Origin of the sequence: Nesterenkonia haasae, from assembly GCF_010119385.1 — a bacterium.
GTDB lineage: Bacteria > Actinomycetota > Actinomycetes > Actinomycetales > Micrococcaceae > Nesterenkonia > Nesterenkonia haasae.
Genome location: NZ_VFIE01000028.1, coordinates 12359 through 38337 on the forward strand (window position 1 = coordinate 12359; position 25979 = coordinate 38337).

At 62.8% G+C, this 25979-nt stretch carries 25 protein-coding genes and 1 tRNA gene; 10 read left to right on the plus strand and 16 right to left on the minus strand.

Annotated elements, in window-relative coordinates; genetic code table 11:
• Positions 1-24: 24 nt before the first annotated feature.
• The 5 genes from FH975_RS14490 to FH975_RS14510 form a co-directional block, all read right to left on the minus strand.
• Positions 25-1254 (minus strand): molybdopterin molybdotransferase MoeA, encoded by a 1230-nt coding sequence (locus tag FH975_RS14490; RefSeq protein ID WP_162321929.1) that lies wholly within the window; start codon positions 1252-1254, stop codon positions 25-27.
• Between the two features lie 28 nt (positions 1255-1282).
• Entirely contained in the window at positions 1283-1591 is a 309-nt protein-coding gene (locus tag FH975_RS14495) for a DUF6457 domain-containing protein (protein WP_162321930.1), read from the minus strand.
• Between the two features lie 71 nt (positions 1592-1662).
• The gene (mobA, locus tag FH975_RS14500; protein ID WP_162321931.1) at positions 1663-2301 is read right to left on the minus strand and encodes a molybdenum cofactor guanylyltransferase; all 639 of its coding nucleotides are present in this window, start codon (positions 2299-2301) and stop codon (positions 1663-1665) included.
• A 24-nt stretch (positions 2302-2325) separates the two neighbouring features.
• The gene (locus FH975_RS14505) at positions 2326-3501 is read right to left on the minus strand and encodes a cystathionine gamma-synthase (RefSeq protein WP_162321932.1); all 1176 of its coding nucleotides are present in this window, start codon (positions 3499-3501) and stop codon (positions 2326-2328) included.
• Positions 3494-5035 carry a pyridoxal-phosphate dependent enzyme gene (locus tag FH975_RS14510; RefSeq protein ID WP_153078326.1) on the minus strand — a complete coding sequence of 514 codons (1542 nt, stop codon included), beginning with the start codon at positions 5033-5035 and terminating at the stop codon, positions 3494-3496. Before FH975_RS14510 ends, FH975_RS14505 begins: the two co-directional genes overlap by 8 nt.
• A gap of 137 nt (positions 5036-5172) precedes the next feature.
• On the opposite strand from FH975_RS14510, the gene FH975_RS14515 reads away from it, so the two are divergent.
• The gene (locus FH975_RS14515; protein ID WP_235928762.1) at positions 5173-6228 is read left to right on the plus strand and encodes a DNA-3-methyladenine glycosylase family protein; all 1056 of its coding nucleotides are present in this window, start codon (positions 5173-5175) and stop codon (positions 6226-6228) included.
• On the opposite strand, the gene FH975_RS14520 is transcribed toward FH975_RS14515, so the two are convergent.
• Together FH975_RS14520 and FH975_RS14525 are read right to left on the minus strand one after the other, a co-directional pair.
• Positions 6225-6608: a thioredoxin family protein gene (locus FH975_RS14520; RefSeq protein WP_153078327.1), complete on the minus strand. Its 384-nt coding sequence runs from the start codon at positions 6606-6608 to the stop codon at positions 6225-6227. The two genes, FH975_RS14515 and FH975_RS14520, sit on opposite strands and share 4 nt — an antisense overlap.
• Before the next feature lie 144 nt (positions 6609-6752).
• Positions 6753-6834 (minus strand) — tRNA-Tyr (locus FH975_RS14525).
• A 121-nt stretch (positions 6835-6955) separates the two neighbouring features.
• On the opposite strand from FH975_RS14525, the gene FH975_RS16980 reads away from it, so the two are divergent.
• The gene (locus FH975_RS16980; RefSeq protein WP_162321933.1) at positions 6956-7834 is read left to right on the plus strand and encodes an LLM class flavin-dependent oxidoreductase; all 879 of its coding nucleotides are present in this window, start codon (positions 6956-6958) and stop codon (positions 7832-7834) included.
• Between the two features lie 43 nt (positions 7835-7877).
• Here FH975_RS16980 and FH975_RS14535 read toward each other — a convergent pair whose 3' ends face one another.
• Positions 7878-9113 carry a cobalamin-independent methionine synthase II family protein gene (locus FH975_RS14535; RefSeq protein ID WP_162321934.1) on the minus strand — a complete coding sequence of 412 codons (1236 nt, stop codon included), beginning with the start codon at positions 9111-9113 and terminating at the stop codon, positions 7878-7880.
• A 284-nt stretch (positions 9114-9397) separates the two neighbouring features.
• Between FH975_RS14535 and FH975_RS14540 the strand changes: the two genes are divergently transcribed.
• On the plus strand, positions 9398-9886 hold the full coding sequence (locus tag FH975_RS14540) for a YajQ family cyclic di-GMP-binding protein (protein ID WP_162321935.1): 489 nt from the start codon (positions 9398-9400) through the stop codon (positions 9884-9886).
• An 8-nt stretch (positions 9887-9894) separates the two neighbouring features.
• Here the strand turns inward: FH975_RS14540 and FH975_RS14545 are convergent, their stop codons facing one another.
• Positions 9895-11127: a Na/Pi symporter gene (locus FH975_RS14545; RefSeq protein ID WP_162321936.1), complete on the minus strand. Its 1233-nt coding sequence runs from the start codon at positions 11125-11127 to the stop codon at positions 9895-9897.
• 230 nt (positions 11128-11357) lie between these two features.
• On the opposite strand from FH975_RS14545, the gene FH975_RS14550 reads away from it, so the two are divergent.
• Positions 11358-12236, plus strand: a complete 879-nt coding sequence (locus FH975_RS14550; RefSeq protein WP_153078332.1) for a M48 family metalloprotease — start codon at positions 11358-11360, stop codon at positions 12234-12236.
• Here the strand turns inward: FH975_RS14550 and FH975_RS14555 are convergent.
• A complete protein-coding gene (locus tag FH975_RS14555; RefSeq protein ID WP_328821910.1) occupies positions 12227-13654 on the minus strand; it encodes an FAD-dependent oxidoreductase in 1428 nt (475 codons plus the stop codon). The two genes, FH975_RS14550 and FH975_RS14555, sit on opposite strands and share 10 nt — an antisense overlap.
• A 246-nt stretch (positions 13655-13900) precedes the next feature.
• On the opposite strand from FH975_RS14555, the gene FH975_RS14560 reads away from it, so the two are divergent.
• Together FH975_RS14560 and FH975_RS14565 are read left to right on the plus strand one after the other, a co-directional pair.
• Complete coding sequence (locus tag FH975_RS14560; protein ID WP_328821911.1) at positions 13901-14320, plus strand: hypothetical protein; 420 nt, start codon at positions 13901-13903, stop codon at positions 14318-14320.
• 68 nt (positions 14321-14388) lie between these two features.
• The gene (locus tag FH975_RS14565; RefSeq protein WP_153078474.1) at positions 14389-14877 is read left to right on the plus strand and encodes an HIT family protein; all 489 of its coding nucleotides are present in this window, start codon (positions 14389-14391) and stop codon (positions 14875-14877) included.
• On the opposite strand, the gene FH975_RS14570 is transcribed toward FH975_RS14565, so the two are convergent.
• Both FH975_RS14570 and FH975_RS14575 read right to left on the minus strand, forming a co-directional pair.
• Positions 14874-15887, minus strand: a complete 1014-nt coding sequence (locus tag FH975_RS14570) for a polyprenyl synthetase family protein (RefSeq protein ID WP_235928767.1) — start codon at positions 15885-15887, stop codon at positions 14874-14876. The genes FH975_RS14565 and FH975_RS14570 overlap by 4 nt on opposite strands.
• Positions 15888-15994: 107 nt before the next feature.
• The gene (locus tag FH975_RS14575; protein WP_328821912.1) at positions 15995-16771 is read right to left on the minus strand and encodes a demethylmenaquinone methyltransferase; all 777 of its coding nucleotides are present in this window, start codon (positions 16769-16771) and stop codon (positions 15995-15997) included.
• A 65-nt stretch (positions 16772-16836) separates the two neighbouring features.
• Between FH975_RS14575 and FH975_RS14580 the strand changes: the two genes are divergently transcribed.
• The gene (locus tag FH975_RS14580) at positions 16837-18153 is read left to right on the plus strand and encodes an isochorismate synthase (RefSeq protein WP_162321938.1); all 1317 of its coding nucleotides are present in this window, start codon (positions 16837-16839) and stop codon (positions 18151-18153) included.
• A gap of 33 nt (positions 18154-18186) precedes the next feature.
• Here the strand turns inward: FH975_RS14580 and menD are convergent, their stop codons facing one another.
• Positions 18187-20103 (minus strand): 2-succinyl-5-enolpyruvyl-6-hydroxy-3-cyclohexene-1-carboxylic-acid synthase, encoded by a 1917-nt coding sequence (gene menD, locus FH975_RS14585; RefSeq protein WP_162321939.1) that lies wholly within the window; start codon positions 20101-20103, stop codon positions 18187-18189.
• Positions 20093-21145, minus strand: coding sequence for an o-succinylbenzoate synthase (locus FH975_RS14590; protein WP_162321940.1), 1053 nt, complete (start codon positions 21143-21145; stop codon positions 20093-20095). Before FH975_RS14590 ends, menD begins: the two co-directional genes overlap by 11 nt.
• Positions 21146-21197: 52 nt before the next feature.
• On the opposite strand from FH975_RS14590, the gene FH975_RS14595 reads away from it, so the two are divergent.
• The 3 genes from FH975_RS14595 (at position 21198) to FH975_RS14605 (ending at position 24362) form a co-directional block, all read left to right on the plus strand.
• Complete coding sequence (locus FH975_RS14595) at positions 21198-22172, plus strand: phosphatase PAP2 family protein (protein WP_162321941.1); 975 nt, start codon at positions 21198-21200, stop codon at positions 22170-22172.
• Entirely contained in the window at positions 22169-23098 is a 930-nt protein-coding gene (locus FH975_RS14600) for an A/G-specific adenine glycosylase (protein WP_162321942.1), read from the plus strand. The genes FH975_RS14595 and FH975_RS14600 overlap by 4 nt, the downstream gene beginning before the upstream one ends.
• Before the next feature lie 115 nt (positions 23099-23213).
• The gene (locus tag FH975_RS14605; protein ID WP_328821913.1) at positions 23214-24362 is read left to right on the plus strand and encodes an FUSC family protein; all 1149 of its coding nucleotides are present in this window, start codon (positions 23214-23216) and stop codon (positions 24360-24362) included.
• Between the two features lie 15 nt (positions 24363-24377).
• Here FH975_RS14605 and FH975_RS14610 read toward each other — a convergent pair whose 3' ends face one another.
• Both FH975_RS14610 and arsB read right to left on the minus strand, forming a co-directional pair.
• Positions 24378-24818, minus strand: coding sequence for an arsenate reductase ArsC (locus tag FH975_RS14610; protein WP_153078341.1), 441 nt, complete (start codon positions 24816-24818; stop codon positions 24378-24380).
• Between the two features lie 14 nt (positions 24819-24832).
• Positions 24833-25954, minus strand: a complete 1122-nt coding sequence (gene arsB / locus FH975_RS14615) for an ACR3 family arsenite efflux transporter (RefSeq protein ID WP_328821914.1) — start codon at positions 25952-25954, stop codon at positions 24833-24835.
• Between the last annotated feature and the right edge of the window lie 25 nt (positions 25955-25979).

Sequence of the window (25979 nt, forward strand, 5' to 3'; positions counted from 1 at the left end):
GGGGTGACTCCTCCCGTATCGTTATCAACTGCTGGTGCGGGCCCAGCCGCCAGGTCGGTAGGGGCTTCCCGGCACTGGCAGGCATTCCACATGTTCACCAGTAGCCAGACCACCGGCCGGGATGACGGCGAATGCGTCAGCCTCCGCTAATCCCCTCATCATATGAGAGCTGGCGTGGGGCAAGGGTTGCACAGTTTCCTGGGTGACCTGCACTGGTACCAGTCGCACTCCGGTGCGGGGCCCCTGGAGCGTACTGCCTGCACTGCACGTGTGCGAGGTGAGGGTCGGTGTGACCGCTCTGAGCGCCCTGATCAGGGGATCTCCCAGGACGGTGAGCGCCGCGAAGCCGGCTAGTGGATTTCCCGGCAGCCCGAGGATGTACGTGCCGTTGCAGTGCGCCAATAGGCCCGGGTGTCCGGGGCGCATCGCCACGGAGCCGACGAGGATCTGGGCTCCTATGCGGGTCAGCGCCGGGCGCAGGACATCCGCGGGCGAACCGGCTGTGCCCCCTGTGGTGATGATGATGTCAGGAGCGTCTTCTTCCATCAGATCCACGAGGGCGGCGGCGTCGTCGTCGATGCGGTCCATGCCTACTAGTTCGGCACCCATGGCTCCGACCATCGCAGGAAGCGCGAGGCCGAAAACGTCACGCACCTCCCCCGGCGCGGGAATCCCCGAGGTGATGACCTCACTGCCGGTGAGAATCAGCCGGACTCTTGGGGGCGGTACTACGGCCAGTTCGTCATAGCCGGCGACCGCTGCAGTAGCTGCCCGGGTGGCGGTCAGGATTCGACCCGGTTCACAGAGCACCTCTCCGGTGCGGGCCTCTGCAGCCTGGGGCCTGATATTGCGGTTCGGCTCCAGGTCAGGGGTCTCCGGGTCTGCACGAAGCTGCGCCCCCTGCTCGTCGCCGTGCTCGATGTAGCCATGTTCCGAGCGCAGCACTGAGTGGGACCCTACTGGGACGGGAGTTCCGGTGACTACGGCGACAGCCTCTCCGGCAGCGAGCGGATCCAGCACAGTTCCGGGACGCTCCGCGCTGTCACTCCTGAGCCTCCACCGCGGCTGTTCCGTGGTGGTGACGGCCCAGCCATCCATAGCTGAGGTCGCAACATGCGGAATGTTGAGCTGCGCAGTCACCGGTTCGCTCAGTACACAGCCGATTCCTTCCGCCAACGGGCGCCGTACCGCGGGCAGCGCTTGAGCAGAAGCCGCGATGCCTCTGGCCTGATCAAAGGGGACGGGGGAGGTCACTTGGAAGTCGCCTTCAGCCGGTACTGGGTCACTCTGAGGTCTGGGAGCGTTGCACCAGCAGCTGGCGTGTGATCTGTGTGGCGGCGGTGAACGCCTTCTTGTAGTCCGCTTGTCCAGAGGCTTCGGCCAGGCCGGTGACGTAGCCGATCACGAACGTGGTCACCGGCGCAGCGGGTCGGACCACAGTGTGGGCCGCTTCTCCGGCGAGTGTGAGGAGTTCCTCGATGTCGATGTCAGTGTCTTCGATCTCAAGATGGCGTATGAGCTCTTTGACCCACTGTTCGATCGGTTCGTGGATGGACTGCTCGGTGTACTGGGGACTATCGGCGTCTGACATAGTGCTCCTCGCGGGGCTTGTTTCTGACGTCACAGGACGGTTCTGACCAGGTTCTCACAGAACCCTGGTGTCTAGGTCCTGTCTGTGGGCGGCTCAACGGGCAGGGCGACCCCGAGGTGCCGGGCGTCATCGGTGGTATCGACATCTTGGCCAAGGCCTTCCGGCAGAAGGGGGTGCGCAGTCGGGGCGGCGCCGATCAGCCAGCGCAGCGACCGACCGGTCTCTTCTCCGGGCGCCAGTTGGGCCACACGGCGGCTGAGCCAGGCGCGGTCTACGGCGGAGCTGAGCATCTGGAACTGGCCCCTCTGGTCTCGTGGGACTACGGCATCTTCTCCGGTGTCGTGCAGGGCAGGAAGCCAGTCCAGCAGCCAGTCGAGCAGCGGCCCGGGGTCCACCGTGTCCACTGACAGCAGCAGAAACACTTCGGCTGGTTGGGCGGGGCCCGACTGGATCAGGGCTCGCACTCCGGCACAGACGGCCGCTGCGGGTCCAGACAGTGGTGGGTCCTCACGGGTCAGGAGGATCTGTCCCGGAATGTGCCCGCGCAGATGCTCGGAACCGACGACGACGCCTGGTATTTCCCGCTCGAGGAGCGCATCGGTCCAGTGCGCGATCAGGGTTCGACCCTCCCGTTTGAGGAGGGCTTTCTCCAGTCCTCCGAGCCGGCTTCCGGCTCCGCCGGCCAGCAGCACCGCTTGCGCGCGCATCATCTCAACCGCAGGGCGCCAGCCACCTTAGAGGCCGGCCAGCGACTGTTCCAGATCGTCAATCAAGTCGGCGACATCTTCGATTCCCACTGAGAGGCGCAGCAGGTTCTCGGGCACTGCGAGCTCCGTACCGCGCACTGAGGCGTGGGTCATCTCATGCGGGTAGTTCATGAGAGATTCGACGCCGCCGAGAGACTCAGCCAGGATGAAGTATTTGGTAGCCTCGGCGACTTTGCGGGCTGCTGGTTCACCTCCTGCAAGTTGGATGGAGACCATCCCGCCGAAACTGCGCATCTGTGCGGCGGCGAGTTCGTGACCGGGGTGGGATGCCAGACCCGGGTACAGGACCCGCTCGATGGCTGGGTGTCCTTCGAAGTGCTCTGCGATGGTCTGTGCGTTGGCGCAGTGCCGGTCCATACGCACTCCTAGAGTCTTGAGGCCCCGGGTGGTGAGGTAGGCATCCAGGGGTCCAGATACTGCACCGACAGCGAACTGCTGGAAAGCGATTTTCTCAGCCAGGTCATCAGCTGCAGCGGTGGAGCCCAACACAGCGGCACCTCCCACCACATCCGAGTGACCGCCGATGTACTTGGTGGTGGAGTGCACCACCACGTCGGCTCCTAACCGCAGAGGCTGCTGGAGGTATGGGGTGGCAAACGTATTGTCCACAACCAGCAGCGCAGAGTTGGCATGTGCCATCTCTGCCAGCGCTGCGATGTCTGTTACAGCCATCAGCGGGTTGGAGGGGGTCTCTACCCAGAGGAGAGTGGCGTCGTCGTCCTCAAGTTCGGATGCCACACGGTCATGGTCGCTGAGGTCCAGTGGTGTATTGGACACGCCCCATGCGGAGTGGATCTTGTCAAAGAGCCTGAAGGTTCCGCCGTAGGCGTCATTGCCCATCACGATCCGCTGTCCCGGGCGCATCAGCCCGCGGATGATCGCATCCTCTGCTGCCAGGCCTGAGCCGAAACTGAAGGCGTGCTTGCCGCCTTCGAGCGCAGCCAACTGAGTCTGAAGTGCGGTGCGGGTGGGGTTGCCTGCCCGGCCGTAGTCATAACCGTTGCGCAGGTTACCGATGCCGTCGGGGGCATAGGTGGTGGAGAAGTGAATCGGCGGAACCACTGCGCCGAAGACTTGGTCCACCTCCTGGCCGGTGTGAATGGCGTGGGTGGAGAATCCAGGGGTGGCCTTGTGCTCACTCATCGATGGTGCTTTCCTCTCTTTTGGCGCCTGAAAGGTGTGCCAGCAGGTCATTGCGGGTGAGGACGCCGACGATATCTCCACGGTCGGCGACCAGCAGAGTGGGATTGGCGCGGAGTTTGGTCAAAATATGCGGAATCGGTTCAGTGATTCCGACCAGTGGGAGGTTGTCATTGAGGTGGTCCGAGACCAGGTCATCCGGTCCGGCGTGGCCTTCGATCACGTCCTCGGACAAGTGGGCCACATCTACCACTCCGTACACTTCACCGATCCGGGCGGCCCCGCCCGGCCGGTCGATGACCGGCACAATGTCGACGCCGTAGCGGTTCATCACGCTCACCGCTTCGCGGAGTGTGGTGTCTCGGGTGATGGAGATGACCTCTGGAAGCGCATCGGAGAACAAGTCTCGTTTGGCGCGCAGCAGGGCCGCTGCTGTGGTCGAATGATCAATCCCGGCGTTGGGGGCAGCCTTCGCTGAGCTGTCGCTGGCGATCTCACCGTCACGGACCGCTGCACTGATCTCCTCAGTGGACTTCACACTGATCTCTGTTCCAGTGGAGGTGGAGACCACTTCACCGAATCCGTGATCAATCATCCACTGATCGTTGAAGATCTTGGCCAGATAACCCCGTCCAGAGTCTGGTAAAACGGCGACGACGACGTCGTCGGGTCCAAGATCCTTGGCCACTCGCAACGCAGCGGTGACGGCCAGTCCTGAGGAACCGCCCACGAGCAGCCCTTCTTCGGTGGCGAGTCTGCGGCACATGGAGAAGGATTCGGCGTCGGTCACCGCGTGTTTCTCGTCAGGGATTGCGGGGTCGTAATTGGGCACCCAGATATCCTCGCCCACACCCTCCACAAAATACGGGCGGCCTTCTCCGCCGGAGTAGACCGAACCGTCGGGATCAGCGACCACTACCCGGACAGGGCCGGAGGCGCGGTCTGCGGAAACCTCTTTGAGGTAGCGGCCCGTGCCGGTGACGGTGCCACCGGTGCCTGCGCCGACGACAAAGTGAGTCAGCTTGCCCTCGGTATCAGCCCAAATCTCCGGTCCGGTGGACTCGTAGTGGCTGGCGGGCGCTCCGGGATTGGAAAACTGGTCTGGCTTGAAGCCGCCTTCGATCTCGCGAGCCAACTGGTCAGAGATGCCGTAGTAGCTCAGTGGGGATTCACCACCCACACCTGAGGGCCCGACCACCACATCGGCTCCGTATGCGCGGAGTACGTCACGCTTCTCCTTGGCCACTTTGGGTACCGTCACGAAAACCGCTCGGTAGCCCTTCTGCTGGGCTACAAGCGCCAGACCCACGCCGGTGTTTCCGGAGGTGGGTTCAACCACCACACCCCCAGGGCCCAGTTCGCCAGACTTTTCAGCATCTTCGATCATCTTCAGGGCGATCCGGTCCTTAATGGACCCGCCCGGATTGAGGTATTCGAGCTTCACCAGAACAGTGGCTTCGATACCTTCAGTGACGTTGTTCAGGCGCACTAAAGGGGTGCGTCCGATCAGGTCGACGACAGACTCGGCGTATCTCATGACCTTCAGCGTACCGGCGAGCTTCCCAGCGCCCCAGCCCTGCGACTTGTAACGCAATATCACGGTCACTGCGGCCCTCGACGAACCAGCTGAGCGTCACCGAGTTGCTCGAGCCCACACTGTGCCATCCTGGAGCGATGACAAGCGCGGCAGCACACCCCCGGTTGGTGGTGGATTCGGAGGTGCACATCGACCTCTACGAGCCCTTTGATCTGCCGCGGACCCTGGGCGTCCTGCAGCGCGGCTACGCCGACCCGGCCATCCGTGTAGACCCCGGCGCGTTCAGCGGTGGGCCCCGGGGAACCCCGGGGGCTGGTGCCTGGATGGCTCTGCGGCAGTACGACGCCGCCGGCCGACACCTGGGTGCCGTGACTCTGCGGTGTGACCAGCTGGACACCTCGCGGCTGCGAGTTTATGCCGTCAGTGAGAGCGAGAAAGCCCTCAATTCTGCACTGGAGATGGTTCCAGCACTGCTCGGGGCGGAGGATGACTGGAGTGAGTTCGAGCTTTTGCTCGAGGCACTGGGAGGCCACATCTCCGCCACTCTGGCGCAGGTGCGCCGCCGACATCCGGGAGTCCGGCTACCCGCCACGGGGGCACTGTTCGACCAGCTCGTGACCGCGACGCTGGAGCAGAAGGTAACTCACCGTGAGGCTCGGCATGGGTGGCGGCAGCTCCTGCGGCGGCATGGCGATCGGGCACCAACATCAGCGTCTTTTGGGACCCCGGACTGGCTCCGGCTGCCCCTCACCGGTGTACAGCTGAAACGCGTGCCAAGCTGGGAATGGCACAGAATGTGGGTTCAACCGCCCATGTCACGGACGATTCAGCGCCTGGCGGACCGGGCGAGCAGCATTCACCGTTTGGGCGCTTCAACCCCGCTCGAGACCACGAGGATCGGTGAATTGGCTGAGCAGCTCACCGCGATTTCTGGTGTTGGCCAGTGGACCACCGCCGAAGCGCTGCAGCGATCCCATGGATCGGCTGATCTTCCGGCCGTCGGGGACTACCATCTGGCGCACTTCGTGGGCGAGGCGTTGACTGGCAAGCGGACTGACGATGCGGGGATGCTGGACCTGCTGGAATCATTCCGCCCGCATCGCCAGCGCGTGATCCGACTGCTTAAGTTGTCAGGTTTTCGGGGCGAGCGCTTCGGTCCGCGGCTTGCGCCGGAGGATCACCGGGCGCGTTAGCCTTCCTGGGAGGCGTCGCCGTCGTCCTGCTCAGCGACCTGCTTATGGACTTCCTCCATGTCCAAGTCCTTGACGGCAGTCACCACCTGGGTGAGCTGCTCGGCGTTGAGCGCCCCTGGCTGGGAAAACACGAGGACTTTCTCACGAAAGGCCATCAGCGTAGGAATGGAGCTGATCTTCGCGGCCGCGGCGAGCTCTCGTTCCGCCTCGGTATCTACTTTGCCGAAGGTAATATCCGGGTGCTGCTCCGAGACCTGCTCGTAGACGGGCGCAAACTGCTTGCACGGCCCGCACCAGTCGGCCCAGAAGTCGATAAAGAGAATGTCGGAGTCCTCCAGCGTCTGCTGGAACACCTCTGAGGTCAGTTCAGTGGTAGCCATGGCCGCCACGATACGGCACTCACCCGTATGTGGGGAGTGCTGAAGAGGCTTTAAGCAGCCGGCGAAGGATGGAATACGTCAGCGGCCCGGAGTCTTCACTGAAGACTTCCGGGCCGCTGAGCGCTTGCGCTGCGAACGCTCAAGTGGCGGGTGAGGGATTCGAACCCACGTAGGCTGTGCCAGCTGATTTACAGTCAGCCCCCTTTGGCCGCTCGGGTAACCCGCCGTGAACAGCGCACCCATGCGCAAGCACCGGTCAACTTTACCGCACCATACCCGCAATTCTCGAATTGAGGCGAGGAGTAGGATGACAGGCAGAATTCCCACCAGAATCGGAGACCGTTGACATGTCTGAACTCGATGCCGAAAAGCTTGCGGGCCGGCTTACGGACCGGGCTCCGGCAGGAATCGCTGACCAGATCGGCCAATTGATTGAGGCCAAGGTCCTACCGGTGGACTCTCGCCTTCCGACTGTTCGTGACCTGGCCCAGGAGCTGGGCGTCAGTGTCGGAACAATTGCGCAGGCCTGGAGTCATTTGCGTGAGCAGGGCTTGGTGGAGACGCGCCGCCGCGGCGGTACGAGGGTCCTCCCCCGGGCTCGCCGCCGCGCAGAGGACTTCGCCGGACCCGGGGCGCCGCTCAAGCGCCTGGGCATTATGAGCTTTGGTGTGAGTGCCGCTGATCCTGCATCCGCCCTGGAGGCCACACTGCGCATCATTGCTCACGCCGAAGACCTAGGGGTCGACACCGCGGTGCTCTCGTCTGCTGACGGCGAGCATGGCATTTCTTCCCCTGTGGCGGTGCTTGCTGCAGCTACACAGCGCACTGTGCGGATCGGGTTGGGCACCACGAACCGAGTTCCAATAGGACAGGGGGAGACTGGGCTCTCGGTGGACTTGGCGACAGTAGACCTGCTCTCCGGGGGCCGCCTGATAGGGATGGATCAGCAGGTGCACCTGTTGCGCACCGCGATCCCTACCGATACCGCCAGTCGCGAGCAGGAGGCTCGGTACCGAGAGGTCGCTGCGGCACTGCCAGAACATGCGCTGATCGGCACCAGTGATGAGATCGCGGATGCTCTGTTGGCTGATCCAGACTATGTCGGTGCGGAGGAAGCCACGTTCGTGCTTCCGCGGAGTCTCGATGAAGCCGACTGCACACAAATCCTCAACGATGTCTCCACCAGGCTCGGTCCGGCGCTCGGGTGGTCCCCCTCCCCGCACTGAGCACAGTGCCTCACCGCACCGGCACAGCAACGCCCACGGTCATTCAGAAGAGTCTCTCCGTGGCGAGCCTGGCTCCGGCAGCAAGTGCCTCAAGCTTGGCATCAGCGATAAGTGGGTGGATGCGCCCTCCTAGACCACAGTCCGTCGAGGCGATGACATTCTCCGCACCCACACGTTCAGCGAACCTGACGATGCGCTGGGCCACCAGCTCCGGGTGCTCCACCACGTTGGTGGCGTGAGAGACGACACCGGGCACAATCACTTTGCCCTCAGGCAGCGTCACCCTGTCCCAGACAGTGAACTCGTGTTCATGGCGAACGTTGGCGGCCTCGAACGAGTAGTACTTCGCGTTAATCTGCAGCATCAGGTCTACGATGTGTCGGAATTCGATATCAGTAGTGTGTGGGCCGTGCCAGGACCCCCAACACAGGTGGAATCGAATCTGATCTTGCGGCAGGTCCCGCAGGGCGTAGTTCAAGGCGTCAATGCGTAGCTGCGTAAAAGCCCGGTAGTCCTCCACGGCCGGTTCCGGGGCGATCTGATCCCAGTTTTCCGCGATGGACGGGTCATCGATCTGCAGAATCAGACCAGCTTCGATCACCGCCTTGTACTCTTCGCGGAGCAGATCCGCCCAGGCGTAGATGTGAGCTTCTTCATCACCGTAGTACCGGTCGGCGACCCTAGCTCCGGAACCTGGTGACAAGGACGTGATGAATCCAGTCTCCAGCCCGGCTGCGTCCAATGCCGTGCGGAGGTTCCGCACGTCGGACGCGATCTGGGCATGGCCCTTGTACTTGAGCGGGCCGGTGGTCGCAGGAAACGGGGTAGCTGTGGATCCGGTGCCTATGCCGGTTGCCGGATCATGATAGGCCTCACGGAACCGGACCCAATCGCGACGGTGCGGGAAGCTGGTGAGTCTCACATTGCGCGGTGAAGACTCCACCGGTGGCTGGGTGAAGATGTCCTCGCCTGTGACCTCCAGGCCTTCTGCGCGTTGGAAGATATAGGACCACCAGGCGCCGTAGTCCACCGCTGAACTCATCGCTTTGCCGAACTCGCCGTCTCCCGGCACAGTGATACCTTGAGCCTTCTGCCGGGCGACCAGATCTTTGACCGCCTCGGCAAGCAAGTGCTCAAACTCCTCGGTGCGTTTCAGGGTCAGCCCATCTTCTTCGAATTCGCGGGCAGCGTTGGCTTGAATGAGCTCAGTGGTCCGCGGAAGTGATCCCGCATGTGAGACAAGAATCTGGTGTCGGGAATCCTGGATGACGGCAGGCATGCGGCTGCGTCCTTTCAAAAAGTCGCGCTCTGCCGTGGAATCCTGCGGCCTCGTTGTCTGGGAGGCTGCGAACCCCTCGACACAGCTTCAGGGTGCGTGGTCGGGTCCGCAGCGTTGCCGGCCGAATCGGATTACTCCGGGGGCCTGGCGCGAGGCTTCGCATGCGCGCTGCTACACAGCAGTTTACACAATTCGACCCAGCAAATGCTTTATGTTCAAAATCTGGCGTTGCTGAGGCATCGTAGTCTGTACTACACATCAATTCGCCGATAGAAGGAGCGACCATGACTAAAGAATCGACGTTCGACATCGTGTCCAAAGTGGATACCCAGGAGGTGGCCAATGCACTGAACCAGGCGTCGAAGGAGATCGCTCAGAGATACGACTTCAAGGGCACCGGGGCCTCCGTTGAGCAGAGCGGCGAACTGATCGTCGTCACAGCCAATGCTGAAGAGCGGGTCAAGGCCGCTAATGACGTGCTGGAGAGCAAGCTCATCAAGCGGGGTATCTCACTGAAGTCCTACGAGCCCTCGGAGCCGAAGCAGTCAGGCAAAACCTACCGGATCGAAGGCCAGATCAAAGAGGGAATCGACCAGGCGACGGCGAAGAAGATCACCAAGATGATCCGCGACGAAGGGCCAAAGTCAGTCAAAGCCCAGATTCAGGGCGATGAGCTGCGGGTCTCGTCCAAATCCCGTGACGATCTGCAGGCAGTCATCACCATGTTGAAGGACTTTGAGGACACCGACCTTCAGTTCATCAATATGCGGTAAGCACTGAGTCAGAGGAGGAAGATGAGCGCCAGCGGTAGGGCGATAAATACCCCCACCACCCAGCCGAAGGCGGCGAGAGTCCGCTCAGCAGCCAATGCAGAGAGCCATTCGGCGCCCTTGATCGGAATCTCCCGAATCCCTGGAATTCCGTAGATCACGGCCGTGCCGAGCACGTTGAAGAACAGGTGGACGAGGGCGGCGGTGAGGGCGATGGTGCCCAACGCTCCGTCGAAGGCGAAAGCGGCTACAAGGGCCGTGATTGTGGTGCCGATATTCGCACCCAAGGCGAAGGGGTACAGCTGGCGCAGACTCAGGGCGCCGGAGCCTGCCAGAGGCACCATCAGAGCCGTGGTGGTGGAGGAAGACTGGACCATCACCGTCACAACCGCACCGGAACCGATGGAGGTGATCGGCCCCCGGCCAATGGCGGTGTTGAGCACCCGCTGTGCTCGACCCACCAACAGCGCCTTGAGCTTGCGGCCTATCAGGTTGATGACTGTCAGGATCAACACGATCGCGACGACGATCATCGCCACCCCGGCCCATACCCCGGGCAACCATTCCAGGCTCCCGGTGATCAACTTGGCCAGCGGCGTCGTCGCTGTCTTCACCACTGATCCGATGCCACCGAAGATCGTAGCGGCGAGCCCACCGTCTGAACCGGACAGCACTGACGCTGAGGCCGTGGCTAGGCGTTCCAGCAGACCGAATGCGATCTCTAATGGCAGGAAGATCGCAACTGCCAGCAGATTGAAGAAATCGTGCACCGTTGCGGCGGCGAAACCACGCCGGAACTGTTCCTTATCCCGAATCATGCCCAGACTTACCAGGGTGTTCGTCAGGGTGGTGCCGATGTTCGCGCCCAAGATGATGGGAACCGCGATCCCCAACGGCAGGCCGCCAGCGACGAGGCCGACGGTCACCGAGGTAGTGGTGGAGGACGACTGGCTCAGTGCGGTCGCGACGATGCCAATCATGAGACCGACAACGGGGTTGGCAGCGAACTCGAAGAGTGAGGCAGCGCGATCCCCGGCAGCGAGCGAGAAGCCGGAGCCGATCACATTGACTGCGGTGATGAGGACATACACGCAGGCGACGACGATCAGCCAATTCAGGACAGTGACAGTCCTGGTGGAGAATCGGTGATGGAGACCTGCGGGAAGTCGGGGAGTAACGGCCGTGCCAGCAGTTGCGCCGGTGGTAAACGTTTCGTGCTTCTCCGGTGCTGGCAGTACAGCCATCAGCTCTCCGTTCGTGCATGGTGAGGGAGTCCCCTCGACGGTACTGGAGCGATCCAGTTGCTCTGTCCCCTGAAGGCTGACAGCCGAAAGTGAATTTCAGGTAAACAAACTGGGAACTTCACTCAAAAGATCCAGACAGTGACGAATGTCTCGCCGGAACACACAGACATAGAATGACGTTGATCCAGGTGAACGAAGTCACCCACGGCGCTTTACGACGGAGGTCAAGGATGCATCATCATCACGGACGGCTGCGCACTGCAGGACTGCTGGCGTTCCTGTTCGCCATGGTGCTTATGGTGGGCGCCATCGTGGCCTATTCCATGCAGAGCCCAGCGGTGCTGTTCATCTTTGCGGGCATCGGCCTGATCTCCGTTGCGTACTCGTACTGGAACTCCGACAAGATCGCCCTCAGGGCGATGCGCGCCTACCCCGTGACCCGCGAACAAGCCCCTGCGCTCTACGAGATGGTGGAAGAGCTCGCTCATCGGGCGCAGGAACCCGTGCCGCGCATCTTCATCTCCCCACAGCCGACGCCCAACGCATTCGCCACCGGGCGCAACCCGGAACGGGGCGTGGTCTGTTACACCGAAGGCATCTTGAATCTGCTCACCCCCCGGGAACTGCGCGCCGTCACCGGACACGAGCTGATGCACATCTATAACCGCGACATCCTCATCTCATCTGTCGCGGCGGCCGTGGCTGGCTTCCTCACCACCATCACTCAGTTCTTCATTCTCTTCGGGGGCGCTCGCGGCCGTGGAGGCGGTGGCGGTAACCCGCTGGCTCTTGTCGGCGGCCTGTTGGCAGTCATCCTGATGCCCATTGCGGCGAGCCTGATCCGTTCAGCCATCAGCCGTACCCGAGAGTACGACGCTGATGCCGATGGGGCCGAGCTCTCAGGCGACCCACTGGCACTGGCCTCAGCGCTGGACAAGCTGCAGAACGGCATTTCCAGGGTTCCGCTGAAGGAGGACCCGAAGCATGATGCTCACGCGCATATGATGATCGCCAATCCGTTTGGGCCCCGAGCGCGCCAGATGTTCTCCACCCACCCTCCGATGGATGACAGGATCGCGCGGCTCAAAGAGATGGCCGGTCAGCGCTGAGCGCGGCTGATCCTCACCATATCTGCGCGGGGGACGACCTTGACCCGCTCACGCTGGACCTCACCTGACTCGGAGGCTTCCGCGCCCAGGGAAAGTTCGTGCTCATCGAGTTTCAGCCATCCTTCCCAGGTGGTGTACTCCACGCCACGGGACTCCAGCAGCTCGATGATCGAATCCTCGTCAGGATTCTGTGCCTGAGGCAGCCGGCCAACATCTTCCAGCAGGCAGCCGATGGTCTCCAAGGCGTCCCCCTTGGTGTGTCCAATAAGCCCCACCGGACCACGCTTGATCCAGCCGGTGGCGTATGTGCCGGGCACGTGCCGGCCCTCCTCGTCGAGAACTCGGCCCGCTTCGTTCAGCAACACACCGCGCTTGGAATCGAAGGGGATGCCATTGATCTCTGACCCGAAGTAGCCGATGGCGCGGTAGACGGCCTGCACCGGATAGTCCTGATATTCACCGGTCCCGGTGACGTTGCCGCTCCCGTCCAGCTCCATTCGCTCGAAGCGGATCCCCGCAACTTTCCCGGTGCCTTCACCGTTGCTGTCCTGCCCTTCAAGGATCTTCACCGGCTGGTGCAAGAAATGCAGATGAAGTTTGCGGGAGGATTCCTCCGTCCGCTCTTCCTGCTCGATAAGCCAGTTCGCGAGAGTGTTCACCATAGTCTTGATCTGATTACTGGACTTGATGGCCTCATCGGAGGCCTCGTCAAAGTCGAAATCCTCTTCGTAGAGGACGATGTCCACATCCTCGGAGTGGGAGAGCTCGCGCAACTCCAGCGGGGTGAATTTCACCTGGGCCGGACCACGCCTGCCAAAGATATGCACATCAGTGACCGGGGAAGCTGCCAGTCCCTGGTAGACGTTCTCCGGGATCTCGGTGGAGAGCAGGTCGTGGGGCTGCTTAGAGAGCACACGTGCCACGTCCAGTGCCACGTTGCCGTTGCCGATGACCGCCACCTGCTCAGCATCCAGAGGCCAGTCACGTGGGTAGTCGGGGTGTCCGTCATACCAGGAAACAAAGTCTGCGGCGCCGAAGGACCCCTCCAGCTCCACCCCTGGGATGTCCATCTCCACGTCCTTGATGGCACCGGTGGCGAAAATGACGGCGTCGTAATGTGCTCTGAGGTCTTCGATGCTGACGTCTGAGCCGATGTCCACATTTCCCAAGAGCCGAACATCACCGCGGTCCATCACCTTGTGCAGGGCTTTGATGATGCCCTTGATCCGCGGGTGATCGGGTGCCACGCCGTAGCGGATAAGCCCAAACGGCGCGGGGTACCGGTCAAACAGGTCGATGGAGAAACGCATGTTGTGCTTCTTCTGGGCCTTAGCCAAGATGTCCGATGCGTAGACCCCGGCGGGACCTGCACCGACGACGGCGACACGTGTGGGCCGGGAGTTGAGAGTCTCAGACACGGTACGGCGGGTTTCCTTTCGATGTACGCAACGAGCGCGCGAATTTACCTCATGACAGTATGCCCTATATGGGTCGTACACCCATATGTCATATCTGGGTTCGCCACTGGGCCTTCCAGTACACCCTCCCTAGTCAACACACCGGGTTGCCGGAGTTCTTCCCGTGGCCCATAAGATGACAACACAGCGATCCGGAAACCGGTTGGCGCACAGCGGAAGGTGGGAAACGAACGAACAATGGCGGAGATGTTCCTAGACAAGTTCAAGGCCCTAGTCCCCCGGTATCTTGATGCTGAGTGGACCCCTGGCGAAGGGTACAGCCGCAGCGAACTCGCAGAGCTGCTGTCGGACTCAGAGTTGCCTGACCGAACGAAGCTTCCGCTCATTCTGGAAGAGCTCTACCTAGCTCTGGGTCAGTGCGATGAGATTCTGGAGGCTTACCACTTCATTTTCGATCCGGACGAGCTGGTCACCGAAGAGGGTTACCTGCTGTTCTTGGAAGATGAGGATGAGCGCTGGGTATGGGGAGTTGAGACCTCTGATCTGAAAGTCCCGGATCCGCTGATCCACCGTCGCAACAACGACAAGCACGAATGGACGCCAGAAGGAGCCACCGTCAGTGAGTTCCTCTTTGACCTGCTTGAGTTCTCCTTCGAGGAGGACTGAGCGTGGCTGAACAGCCCTTTCGATACACGTCGGAACACACTTCCCTCAAGGACACATACGACGACGCGGTGGTCCACTGGGACTCCCACGCGCCAGAGGGCTACGTCTGCCCCTTCTGCCAGTTCGCAGAGGGGGATGTTTCCGACCCGGGGAACCGTTGCGAGTTGAGCGACCTGGTGTATCAGGACGCAGATCTTATGGTCTTCATCGCCTGTGACGGATTCGGCCCCCACGCGGGTCATGCCATGATCATTCCAACCGCCCACCGTGAGGCGCTCTACGACCTCGAGGACGACCTCCTAGCCAAGATCAGCATTTTTTCCCGGCATGTGGCGCTCGCCATCAAACTCGCCTGGGATCCTGAGGGCACCTCCGTCCGGCAGCACAATGAGCCGGCGGGAAACCAACACGTATGGCACTACCACCTACACGTCTTTCCCCGGTATGGCGACGATCTGCTCTACCGGCAGATCCGGCATCCCCTGGAGATCGGCTACCGGGCGCAACTGGCACGGGAACTCAAGCCCGCCCTAGAGAAGGTCCTGGAGCAGAGCTAGCCGTCGCGGTCAACGACGGCGTCTGCGAAACTCAGCAGCGCCGCCTTCACCGTGGACTCCGGCAGGGCCGAGATTGCGTCCTTCGCCTTCTGTGACCAGCTCCGAGCAACCTCCCACGCCTCCTCAGTCACCGGATGCGCCACAACAGCCTGGACTGCCTCAGCCAACTCAGCGTCCCCCGCCAAGTCTCGCTCGACCAGCGCCAAAGCGGCCCGGGCGGCGTCGTCGTTGCTCTGGGCTGCCCGGCGCAGCAGCAGCACCGGAAGGGTGGGCACCTGCTCGCGAAGGTCAGTGCCGGGGGCTTTACCTGACGATGCACCGTCAGCAGTGAGGTCAATGACGTCATCAGCCAACTGGAACGCAATCCCTACGGCCTCGCCATAGGTCTGCAGCATGTGGGACAGTTCTGGGTCCGTGCGCCCGTAGTACGCGCCCAGCTGAGCGGCGGCCGCGACCAGAGACCCAGTCTTGTTGGCGATCACACCTAGGTAATGATCGTAGGGGTCCTCGCCTTCGCGCGGGCCCACCGTTTCTCGCAGCTGCCCCATGACCAAACGTTCAAACGTCTCCGCCTGGATCCGTGACCCGTCGTCGCCAAGCTCGGTCATCAGCTGTGAGGCCCGCGCAAGAATGAGGTCTCCGGTGAGGATCGCCACAGAATTGCCCCAGACGACATGCGCACTCGGGGCCCCACGGCGCAGGGGTGCGGAGTCCATCACGTCGTCGTGGTACAGAGTGGCCAGGTGAGTCATCTCCATCACCATGGCCGCCCGGAGCACCCGATCATCCACGCCATCACCCAGGAGGGAGGTCAGGATGGTCAGGAGGGGCCGAATCCGCTTGCCCCCGGCCTCAGCCAGGTAGCGCGCAGCGGAGTTGGCCAACTCATCAGTGCTGGACAGGGCCGCCAGGAGCTGCTCTTCCATGGCAACAAGCGATTCCGTGACCTGCTGCGTGAGCTGCTCATCATCCGCGAGCACATCGAATCCAGCGGGCAGCTCGATACTCATTGGGGCGGTCTGTTCTCCCGGAAGGTCAGCGGTGTGCACCGGCTGGTCGGCTGCTGCAGCGCCGAGGCTCGCACCTGAAGCTCGTGATTCGGTCATTGGACTTAAGCCTAGCCCTTCCGGTCGGCGGCGCCCTCACCAGGGAGCTCCGCGCTGTCGGAAATGCGGGCATCACTCTGGTGGGGTTTGAAAGCGCGGTGGATGGCCACGATCCCGCCACTGAGATTGCGGTACTCCACCTGGGACCATCCTGCGTCGTCAAGCAGTGCAGCTAGTGCATCCTGGTTGGGCCAGGCACGGATGGACTCAGCCAAGTAGACATAGGCCTCCGGGTTGGAGGATACGGCGCGGGCCACCGGCGGCAAGGCCCGCATGAGGTACTCGTTGTAGATGACGTTGAACGGTTTGTACGTGGGGTCGGAGAACTCCATGATCGCCAAGCGTCCCCCCGGTTTCGCCACGCGGAGCATTTCGCTCAGCGCAACAGAAGTATCGGAAATATTACGCAACCCAAAGCTGATGGTGACCGCATCGAAACTGTCATCGGCGAAGGGCAGGTTCATCCCGTCCCCTGCCACGAACGTCAGTTCTGGGTGCCGTCGCTTACCCACCTGCAGCATGCCGAGTGAGAAGTCACAGGCGACCGCGGTCGCTCCGGCCCGGTGAAACGGCACAGTCGACACCCCGGTGCCTGCCGCCAGATCCAACACGTACTCTCCGGGCTGGACCGCTAGAGCCGCAGTGAGCTGCGTCCGCCATCTCCTGTCCTGCCCCAGGGAGATCACGTCATTAGTGATGTCATAACGTTCAGCGACCTGATCAAACATGGAGGCGACGTCATGTGGCCTCTTTTCTAGGTCGGCTCGGTTCCCTTCGCGGCGATTCACCTCAGTATTCTCCCATGACCCGGGGCACGGCGTTCCCCGGGTGGGCCGCGTAAGATGGGTGAGCCATGATCTCAGCGCCACCCACCCTCCACATCACTGCGCGGGAGGTGGACCTTCGCGGCGGACTGGTGGCACTGCTTTCCCACCTCAACCCCTCGGGAACGTGGATCCGCGGCGGTGAGGGCATGATCGGTCTTGGTATCGCAGCAAGCACAACCGCTACCGGCCCAGGGCGCTTTGATGCCCTAGCCATGTTTTGGGATTCGCTGATCGCGTCGAGGAAACACCTGGACAACCGCCACGGCCCTGTGGCGTTGGTCTCAGTAGCGTTCTCTAAGGACTCTGAATCCGCTTCCCGCCTGCTGGTACCTGAAGTACTCATCCGCCGGGAAGGTGGGAAAACCACACTTCTGATCATCAGCGACACCCCACAGCAGGAGTCCCAGGTCCTGGATCGGCACGGTCTGCGGCTCGAACCCAACGGTCTGCTCCACGCCGCAGGTAGCCTCCCTGCGGCGGACCTGCCGGAGACGCGCCTGCTGCCAGGCGTCCAATCCGAGCGCCAGTACCTGAGCGCCATCGCCGCTGGACTCACGGCAATCCACGACGGGACCGTGGACAAGCTTGTACTGGCCCGCGATGTTCTGGTCACCGCTGAAGCACCCATAGCCACAGGCACGCTGCTGTCCCGGCTGGCCACCGAGTATCCCCAGACGTGGACCTACTGTCTGGGTGCGGGGCCCGACGCTCCACAGACACTGCTCGGCGCCACCCCGGAAATGCTGGTCCGGCTGCGCGGGAGCCACCTGTCTTCGCGAGTGCTGGCGGGGACCATCGACCGGGCCCAACGCACCTCAACCCTGTTACGCGACGCCAAGCAGCACCGCGAGCATGACTTAGCAGTGACCTCTCTGCTCGAACAGCTCCGCCCGATCACCGAAACTCTGCAGTCACCGTCCGAACCCAGCGTTCTGCAGCTGCCCAATGTGTATCACCTGGCCAGCGATATCACGGGCACATTGGCAGAAGACTCTGCTGGGCGCCTCCCCAGTCCCTTGAAGGTGGCCGAAGCTGCGCATCCCACCGCCGCGGTATGCGGAACACCGACGACGACGGCCGCGGACCTCATTGCCCAGTTGGAGGGTGTGGACCGTGGACCCTATGCCGGACCAGTGGGTTGGATGGATGGGGAGGGCAATGCTGATTTCGGCATAGCGCTGCGCGGTGGTGTGTTCGAAGGGGACGTCACACCGGCAGGCGGACACAGCATGCGCATCTTCGCCGGCTGCGGAGTGGTGGCCGGATCCGAACCCGAGTCAGAGCTTGCCGAAACCAAAATCAAACTCAAACCGATGCTCTGGGCCCTGGGAATCGACGCCTGAGCGGAGGGCTTTCCTTCTCCGGTCCCCCGGTGCTCAGTGTGATGGTGCCAAGGCCTGGATCAGTTTGGCGTGAAGGTCTCTGAGCCGGGTGCGATCCGTGCGCAGCTCAATGATGCGGATTCCCACCCGATCATCCGGATAGGCCAGTGCCCGGCCAAGCTCCTCCAAATCTTCGGCAAAGAAGTACTCGTGCTGGAAGGCATCCGCGAGCGCCTCGATATCCACGGTCTGCGGAGTGCCGAAGAGCCTTTCGACGGTCTGGCCTTGTCCCGCACGGCGGCCCACTTCACCGTGTTCCAATTGATCGAAGATAGCCCCGCCGGCGTCGTTGATCACCACAATGTCCAGATGGGGCGCCTGCTCCGTGGAGGGAATCAGCAACGCGTTGGTGTCGTGCAGAAAGGTGAGGTCACCCACCATGGCGGTAACGCGTTGCCCCGCTGCCAGTGCCACACCTGAGGCTGCCGAGACATTGCCGTCAATCCCGGAGACACCACGCAGTGCGTAGACGGGCCGTGATGTGACAGAGCTGCCGGTCACACCGGGCAGCGATCGGGTCAGGGCAGCGGCCAGGTCAACATCTCTGACAACAGAGGATGACCCCAGCAGAAGTGGTGTCCTGACCGTCTCAGCCACGAACTGCGCCGCGCGCACCGAACTGAGGCCTCCGGCGGCGTCGTCGTCCTCACGGAGCACGGTGTCGATGATGCTCTGAGCCTTCAGCCCGGCATCCTCCCAAGCACGGGACCAGGCGGCCCCGGGCCGTCCGGCAAAGTCTGCAAGCTCCTGGCGTTCGGTGATGACTCGGCGAGCAAGCCGGGAATCATGCCAGGGGCTGGCCCGAGGCTCGTACTGAACAACCTCCACGTCGTCCCTCGCAATGAGCTTCTGCACCGGCCGGGTGAGTGTGGGACGCCCGGCAACGACCACCCTCTCAACGGCGGCGGTGAGCTCCGCGGCGCGAGAACCCGGAGGGGACTGCAGCAACAGCCGATACCCCTGTACGGGCGTCAGGTCAGTCCAGCGGGCCCCTGATGTGGGTTCCGCGAGCATTGGGTGGCCCAGCCGACTGGCGAACTCAACGGCTTCCGACGGCGCCTGGTCCCCCATGACGAACAGGACACGGCCCGGTTCCTCCAGCGCTGGATCGCCTCCTGCGACCGCGTCACCAAGGTTTTCTGCCCCGGCGGTTTCGGCAGGCCAGGGGAGGTTCTGCGAGGTTCCGGCTCCAGCGGTCGCCGCGCGGTAAAGGCGTGCGCGTTCGCCGGACGGAATGACGCCTTTGCGCGCCCAACGCTGCGTGCCCGCTGCGCTGGGCGATTCGGCGGGAATCAGGGGGTCGGTGAAACCTATGTTCAGGTGGACCGGACCGGCGGCTGATCGGGAGCTGACGGTGGTGGCGGCGCGCAGCAGGAGAGCAACCTGCGTCTCGGCGGCGAGCATGTCGTCGCGGGAGACCGGTTCTAGGCGCAGGCTTCCATCGTCGATTTCAGCCTGCTCAAGGTGGAGCTCATCGCGCACCCTGCCGGCGAACATTCCCTGCTGCCAGACGGTCTGGTTCGCGCCGGATCCGTGCAACTGCTCAGGCCGGTCTGCGGTGATCACTACCAGCGGCACCCCGGACATATCAGCCTCCATCACAGCAGGCAGCAGGTTGCCGGCGGCTGTCCCTGACGTGGTGACCACTCCCGCCGGTTCCCCGGTGGAGAGGGCGATCCCCAAGGCTGTGAATGCTGCTGAGCGCTCATCTGTGCGAACGTGCAGCGTGAGCGCTCCGAGTTGTTCGGCCTCCGCCAGAGCATAGGCCAGCGGGGCTGAGCGTGAACCGGGGGCCAGCACCACATGCCTCATGTTCAGAGCCATGCCGCGGAGCACTCGTCGGGCCAGCCTGAGCGATTCGGCGTCGTGGGAATCATCGAACTCCCGGAACGGACCCCTCTCAGCTGCCATGGAGTACATCGTAGGCGGCTGCGAGCCGGTCGAACCACCACGCCTCGCGCGGCCCGGTCACCCGGTGCTGCTGGATCAGGGCTGGCACCGGGTCCGGTGAACGGACAACGACGCCGCCGGCAGCGTCCGCTGCCACGGGCACCCGGATCACACCGCCGTGTGGAACGAGCGGTTCCGCGACCACTTCCCCGTCAAAGAGACTGACTGTCCCCAGGCCGCAGGCGTACGGTAAGGCGGGCAACTGTGCCGCCAGAGCCAGCCCTGCGGTGAGACCAATTGAGCTGTCCAGCGCCGAGGAAACCACTGCGGGCAACCCGGATCGGTTCACAATGTCGAGAACTCGTTCGACTCCACCCAGCGGAGGGACTTTGACCACCAGGAGGTCTGCGGCACCCAGCGCGGCCACCCGGAACGGGTCATCAGCCTTACGGACGGCTTCATCGGCGGCGATCCGGACCGGCAACCCCCGCCCCTGCAACTGTTCACGAAGATCCGCCAACGGTTCAATCCCCGCGACCGGTTGTTCTGCGTATTCGAACATCTCCCCGGCGATCTCCACGATGACTGACAGCTGGGTGAGCGCCTCCGAAATGCTCCAAGCGCCGTTGGCGTCTATCCGGATTCCGGCATGGGGCAGCAGCCGGCACACTTCAGTCACGCGGGCGGCGTCGTCCCCATCGGTCTGGCCGGGTTCAGCAACCTTGATCTTCACCGCTGGGATGGAGTCTAGGATGCCGTATCTTTTCAGCACACCTTCCACGTCAGCGGGGTCCACTGCGGGGACCGTAGCATTGATGGGCACTTCCGCGCGCACCGGAGCTCCCAGCCCCGCCCATGCCGCGTGGACTGCAGCCTGCAACCAGTGTGAGGACTCTTCTGGACCGTATTCGGGGAAGGGGCCGAACTCAGCCCAACCGGCTGGGCCGCCGATCAGCATGACTTCGCGCCGGGTTTGACCCCTGAACCGGGTCCGCATGGGCAGAGAGACAATGACGGCGGCGTCGAGCAGTTCCGCGCGCTCCGGAAGTTGGTGTTGTTCCACGACTTCAAGTCTATGGTCGCAAGTTCACAGGGTGAGCTGGGAGAATAGCTCCATGCCTTCATCCTCCTCCGCGCTGCGCGCGCCCGCGCGGCGCACCGGACTGTGGATCGCCGCACTCGTGGTCACAGGAGTGCTGTTTCTCGTCGTCTACGAATACTTTGTCCGCACCGAATCTGGACAGTTCCTTGACAACGTGATGCGGATGACCGCCGACCACTTCGACCACCCGTTGCCGTATCTGAACCCGCAGAACCGGTGGATCGGCGTCTTCATCATGGCGCCGCCGGCCATGCTCTTCGCCGGCATCGTACTTGCCGGGCGGAAGTACCTGGCGGGCATCATCGCAGTGGGGACTGTGCTGGCTTCCAATATCTCCACCCAGGTCCTGAAGTACGGAATGCTGGACCGACCGGATTTGACGGACAACCCCACCTATTGGATAAACAATTCTCTGCCGAGCGGCCACGCCACCATGGCTGCCTCAATCGTCGTCGCTGTGTTCCTGGTAGCCAGCCCGAAGGCCCGGCCAGCTATCGGTGTCCTTGGTGCGCTCTGGGGCGGCGGCTGGGGTGCCTACCTGTTCATTGAAGCCTGGCACCGGCCCTCCGATATGATCGCCGCCTACCTGGTGGTGGCGGCCTGGGGGCTGGTCGGCGGCTGGCTGATCTTCCGCGCCGCACCGCGGGACAACACGGTGATCGCGGACGCTGAGCCTGAAGTTGCCGCGGCAGCAGGGGTGAGCTGGTTCCTGGGAATCGTCCTGACGCTCAGCGGAGGGCTGTGTCTGGTCTTCGCTGGAGGATGGGCCGGGCTCGAGCGCTCTGTGACAGAGCCCACTCTCTGGGCGTGGGCCGCGGGTACTCTGCTCTCGTTCGGACCAGCGATGCTCACAGCAGCGGTAGGGATCAACTTCTTCAGCGCGGAGACCGGCCGACGGATGCGCGGGGCGGATGTGCCTCCTCTGCAAGGAACCCGCGTGGTCTACCAGATCCCGCCAGAGCTTCGACCGCTCTACGACCGCGTATGACGGCCGCTCCTGCGCTGTCGCCCGAGCCGGTCCACCAGACACTGACCTCCTGGTACCAGCAGGCTGCGCGCGAACTCCCTTGGCGCCGCGAAGACTGTTCCCCCTGGGGCGTACTGGTGTCCGAAACCATGCTTCAGCAGACGCCCGTGTCCCGGGTGCTACCGCGGTGGGAGGAGTGGATGCGCCGCTGGCCGGAACCGGTGGACACCGCTGGGGCACCACTTGCAGAACTCCTCACCGTGTGGGACCGGCTGGGCTACCCGCGGCGCGCGCTGCGCCTTCAGCAGGCGGCTCAGGCCATTGTGGAGTTCCACGACGGAGAGGTCCCACAGACGGCGGATCAGCTGCGCGCTCTGCCAGGGGTGGGTGAGTACACCGCGGCCGCCGTGGCCTGCTTCGCCTTCGGGCAGCCAGAGGTGGTGGTCGACACCAACATTCGGCGTGTGCATGCACGGATTTTTTCCGGTCAAGCGCTTCCTGGGAAGACGTTCACCGCCGAACAGCGCCGACTTGCCCGCGATGTGTTTCCCAACCCTGAGGCCGATGGCGGCCAGCTGGCCTGCACGTGGAATATTGCGGCGATGGAACTCGGGGCGCTGATCTGCACAGCACGCTCCCCCGCATGCTCGGAGTGTCCGGCAGCGCAGCTGTGTGCATGGCGGATCGCGGGTTCACCACCCCCCACGGAGGAGCAGAAGACCCGGGGCCAAAGCTGGGCCGGGACAGACCGCCAGGTGCGCGGAGCCATTATGGCCGCACTGCGGACCGGTGGGGCCCCTGAACGCGAAGAACTGCTCAGCGACCTCCAACTGCCGGCAGCGGACCTGGATCAGCGGCGCCGGTGCCTGGAGTCCCTGGTCGCTGACGGGCTTGCCGAGGAGCTCCAGGGTCGGGTCGCGCTGCCCGGGGCTCATCCATCATGTTGAGTGTCTCGGAATGTGGGGAATACCCCCTATTCGGGGCCCAGTTTCCCCTATTCCGAGACGCTCATTGGTGCGGGAACCGTGCTGCGACACTGTTTTGCGGATCTAGACTTCTGGTGTGAGGACAATTCTTGAGCACCTGCGGCGGGCGCTGAAGACCACGCGCCGGGTGGTCGTTGACCGCACTCGGGCCGGTGGTATCCGTTCCCGTCGCTCGGTGCTACCCGCACTGCAGATGACGGTCGCTGGCGTCGGCGCCTATGTGATCTCTGAGCAAGTGCTGGGGCATGAGACGCCACTGTTTGCTGCAGTGGCCGCTCTGATTGCCATGGGGTTCACCAAAGAACCCCGGCTGCGCAAAGTCCTCGAAGTCGCCATCGGTTGCACCTTGGGCGTGCTGCTGGCTGACATGCTGGTGCTCGGCCTCGGGACGGGCATCCTGACGGCGGTTCTTGCCGTGTTCACAGCGGTGATGCTCGCCCGGTTCCTTGACTCTGGTTCCGTATTCGCCATGCAGATGGGCCTGCAGGCGCTACTTGTGGTCATGGTCCCCGTACCGGCTGATGCCGCTTTGGGTCCCTTCACTCGTTCGGTGGACGCGGTCGTCGGCGGGACCATTGCACTCCTCATCACATTGTTGACTCCTAAGGACCCGCGCGGTGAACCCGTGCGCGAGCTGAGGAGCGTGGCAGACCAGTTCACTCTTTCGCTGCGGGAGACAGCGGCCGCACTGCGCTCCTCCGATTCGCGGCAAGCGTGGCATGCGCTGATTCGGGCCCGTGGGTTGCAGTCGCAGGTTGACGAGACCTCGAGTGCGCTCTCAGCGGCTAAGGAGCTGACCCGCTACTCCCCCGCCCACCGGCGCCACCGGCATTACATCCGCCGGATCGAACACACCGCTGAGAAGCTGGATTTGGCGGTACGGAGTCTGCGGCTGATGACCCGCCGCGCGGTGAGCACCATTGACCACGCCAAACTCTCTGATTCAGGCACAGTCCAGTTGGCCGCTGTCATCGAGCAACTGGCGGACGCGTCCGCTCCGTTGGGCCAAGCTGCCAATGAGACTGGCCCAGGTTTCGACCGCTGGATGAACGCCGCTCGAGGCTCTTTGGCCGCTGTAGCGACACGCCTGCACCCGCAACGATTGGACATTCACGATCTCGAAGGAGAGGCACTGGTCCTGCTGGTTCGCACAATGGTGGTGGACCTTCTCGAGGCTGCCGGATATGAGCACGACGACGCCCTCACCTATTTGCCCGACCTGTAGAGCCGGCTGCACAGGTCACCTGGTCAGTGACTCCAGCAAGCCTTCGACACGTGCTTTGATGTCATCGCGGATTCTCCGCACAGTCTCGATGTCTTTGCCAGCGGGATCTTCAAGTGGCCAATCCTCGTACCGCTTCCCCGGGTAGTAAGGGCAGTCGTCACCGCATCCCATGGTGATGACCGCGTCGGACTCCTGGAGCATATCTGCGGTGAGTTCATTGGTGGACTGTGCGGCGATGTCGATTCCCAGCTCTGCCATGGCTTCAACCGCTACCGGGTTGAGCTGATCGGCAGGCTTAGTGCCTCCGGAGTAGACCACAACGCTGCCAGCTGAGAGCTCGCGAAGGAACCCTGCAGCCATCTGGGAGCGCCCTGCGTTGTGCACACAGACGAACGTCACCGCAGGTTTGCCGGATTTGGGTGTGTGCTGATTCTCTACAGCGGAGGGACTCGACATGAGGTGTTCCTTTCTTAGCGGGTGTTGACTGGCGCAGAATCGCGTTCAGCCGGGATGCTCATGGGTATCGCCCGTGCGCTAAAGAACTTGCGTGCCCACAGGGCTACATACACCAGACCTACCAGGACAGGCACTTCGATGAGGGGCCCGACGACGCCGGCGAGAGCCTGGCCGCTGGCGGCACCGAAGGTGGCGATGGAGACGGCGATCGCCAGCTCGAAGTTGTTCCCTGCAGCGGTAAAGCTCAAAGTGGTGGCGCGCTCGTAGCCCATACGTAGGATCCACCCAATCACCATGGAAGCTCCAAAGGTGACCACGAAGTAGATCAGAAGTGGGACAGCGATCCGCACCACATCGAACGGTTGGCTCAGGACCTGGTCACCTTGCAGCGCGAAGAGCACCACAATGGTGAACAGCAGTCCGTACAGGGCCCATGGCCCAATGGCTGGCAGCACTTTGGTCTCATAGGCGGTCCGGCCCATCCGGGCCTCACCGATGGTCCGAGTGAGGAAACCCGCCAGCAGCGGAATCCCTAGGAAAACGAGTACCGAGATGGTGATCGCCCCTATGGAGAAGTCTGTGCTCGTGGTCTCCAGCCCCAGCCAGCTCGGCAGCAGCTGCAGATAGAACCAACCCAAGAGCCCGAACATGAATACCTGGAACACTGAGTTGATGGCCACTAGGACGGCGGCCGCTTCACGGTCTCCGCAGGCCAGATCATTCCAGATGAGCACCATGGCGATGCAGCGCGCCAGGCCCACAATGATCAGGCCAGTTCGGTACTCCGGGAGGTCGGGGAGAAAAATCCAGGCTAGGGCGAACATGAAGGCTGGCGCGAGCAGCCAGTTGATCACTAAGGAGGTGATGATGAGGCGTTTGTCTGAGATGACTCGACCCGTTTCGTTGTACCGAACTTTAGCCAGCACGGGGTACATCATGACCAGCAGGCCGATGGCGATCGGTACCGAGACGCCAGCGATCTTGACTGACTCCAGCGCCTCGCCGAAGAGGGGCACTGCAGCGCCGATAAGGAGGCCGAAGCCCATTGCCCCGAGGATCCATAGCGGGAGGAACTTATCCAGCAGGGAAAGCTTCTGAATGACAGTGCCTGCTTCTGGAGCTTCAGAGGTCGTCACGAGTGCCTTATCGTTGAGAATGCAT

What these genes read in the sequence shown, in the direction of transcription:
- FH975_RS14495 (WP_162321930.1), bottom strand. Translation starts at nt 1,591, where the DNA reads ATGTCAGACGCCGATAGTCCCCAGTACACCGAGCAGTCCATCCACGAA.
- mobA (WP_162321931.1), bottom strand. Translation starts at nt 2,301, where the DNA reads ATGATGCGCGCGCAAGCGGTGCTGCTGGCCGGCGGAGCCGGAAGCCGG.
- FH975_RS14505 (WP_162321932.1), bottom strand. Translation starts at nt 3,501, where the DNA reads ATGAGTGAGCACAAGGCCACCCCTGGATTCTCCACCCACGCCATTCAC.
- FH975_RS14510 (WP_153078326.1), bottom strand. Translation starts at nt 5,035, where the DNA reads ATGAGATACGCCGAGTCTGTCGTCGACCTGATCGGACGCACCCCTTTA.
- FH975_RS14515 (WP_235928762.1), top strand. Translation starts at nt 5,173, where the DNA reads ATGACAAGCGCGGCAGCACACCCCCGGTTGGTGGTGGATTCGGAGGTG.
- FH975_RS14520 (WP_153078327.1), bottom strand. Translation starts at nt 6,608, where the DNA reads ATGGCTACCACTGAACTGACCTCAGAGGTGTTCCAGCAGACGCTGGAG.
- FH975_RS16980 (WP_162321933.1), top strand. Translation starts at nt 6,956, where the DNA reads ATGTCTGAACTCGATGCCGAAAAGCTTGCGGGCCGGCTTACGGACCGG.
- FH975_RS14535 (WP_162321934.1), bottom strand. Translation starts at nt 9,113, where the DNA reads ATGCCTGCCGTCATCCAGGATTCCCGACACCAGATTCTTGTCTCACAT.
- FH975_RS14540 (WP_162321935.1), top strand. Translation starts at nt 9,398, where the DNA reads ATGACTAAAGAATCGACGTTCGACATCGTGTCCAAAGTGGATACCCAG.
- FH975_RS14545 (WP_162321936.1), bottom strand. Translation starts at nt 11,127, where the DNA reads ATGGCTGTACTGCCAGCACCGGAGAAGCACGAAACGTTTACCACCGGC.
- FH975_RS14550 (WP_153078332.1), top strand. Translation starts at nt 11,358, where the DNA reads ATGCATCATCATCACGGACGGCTGCGCACTGCAGGACTGCTGGCGTTC.
- FH975_RS14560 (WP_328821911.1), top strand. Translation starts at nt 13,901, where the DNA reads ATGTTCCTAGACAAGTTCAAGGCCCTAGTCCCCCGGTATCTTGATGCT.
- FH975_RS14570 (WP_235928767.1), bottom strand. Translation starts at nt 15,887, where the DNA reads ATGAGTATCGAGCTGCCCGCTGGATTCGATGTGCTCGCGGATGATGAG.
- FH975_RS14580 (WP_162321938.1), top strand. Translation starts at nt 16,837, where the DNA reads ATGATCTCAGCGCCACCCACCCTCCACATCACTGCGCGGGAGGTGGAC.
- menD (WP_162321939.1), bottom strand. Translation starts at nt 20,103, where the DNA reads ATGGCAGCTGAGAGGGGTCCGTTCCGGGAGTTCGATGATTCCCACGAC.
- FH975_RS14595 (WP_162321941.1), top strand. Translation starts at nt 21,198, where the DNA reads ATGCCTTCATCCTCCTCCGCGCTGCGCGCGCCCGCGCGGCGCACCGGA.
- FH975_RS14600 (WP_162321942.1), top strand. Translation starts at nt 22,169, where the DNA reads ATGACGGCCGCTCCTGCGCTGTCGCCCGAGCCGGTCCACCAGACACTG.
- FH975_RS14610 (WP_153078341.1), bottom strand. Translation starts at nt 24,818, where the DNA reads ATGTCGAGTCCCTCCGCTGTAGAGAATCAGCACACACCCAAATCCGGC.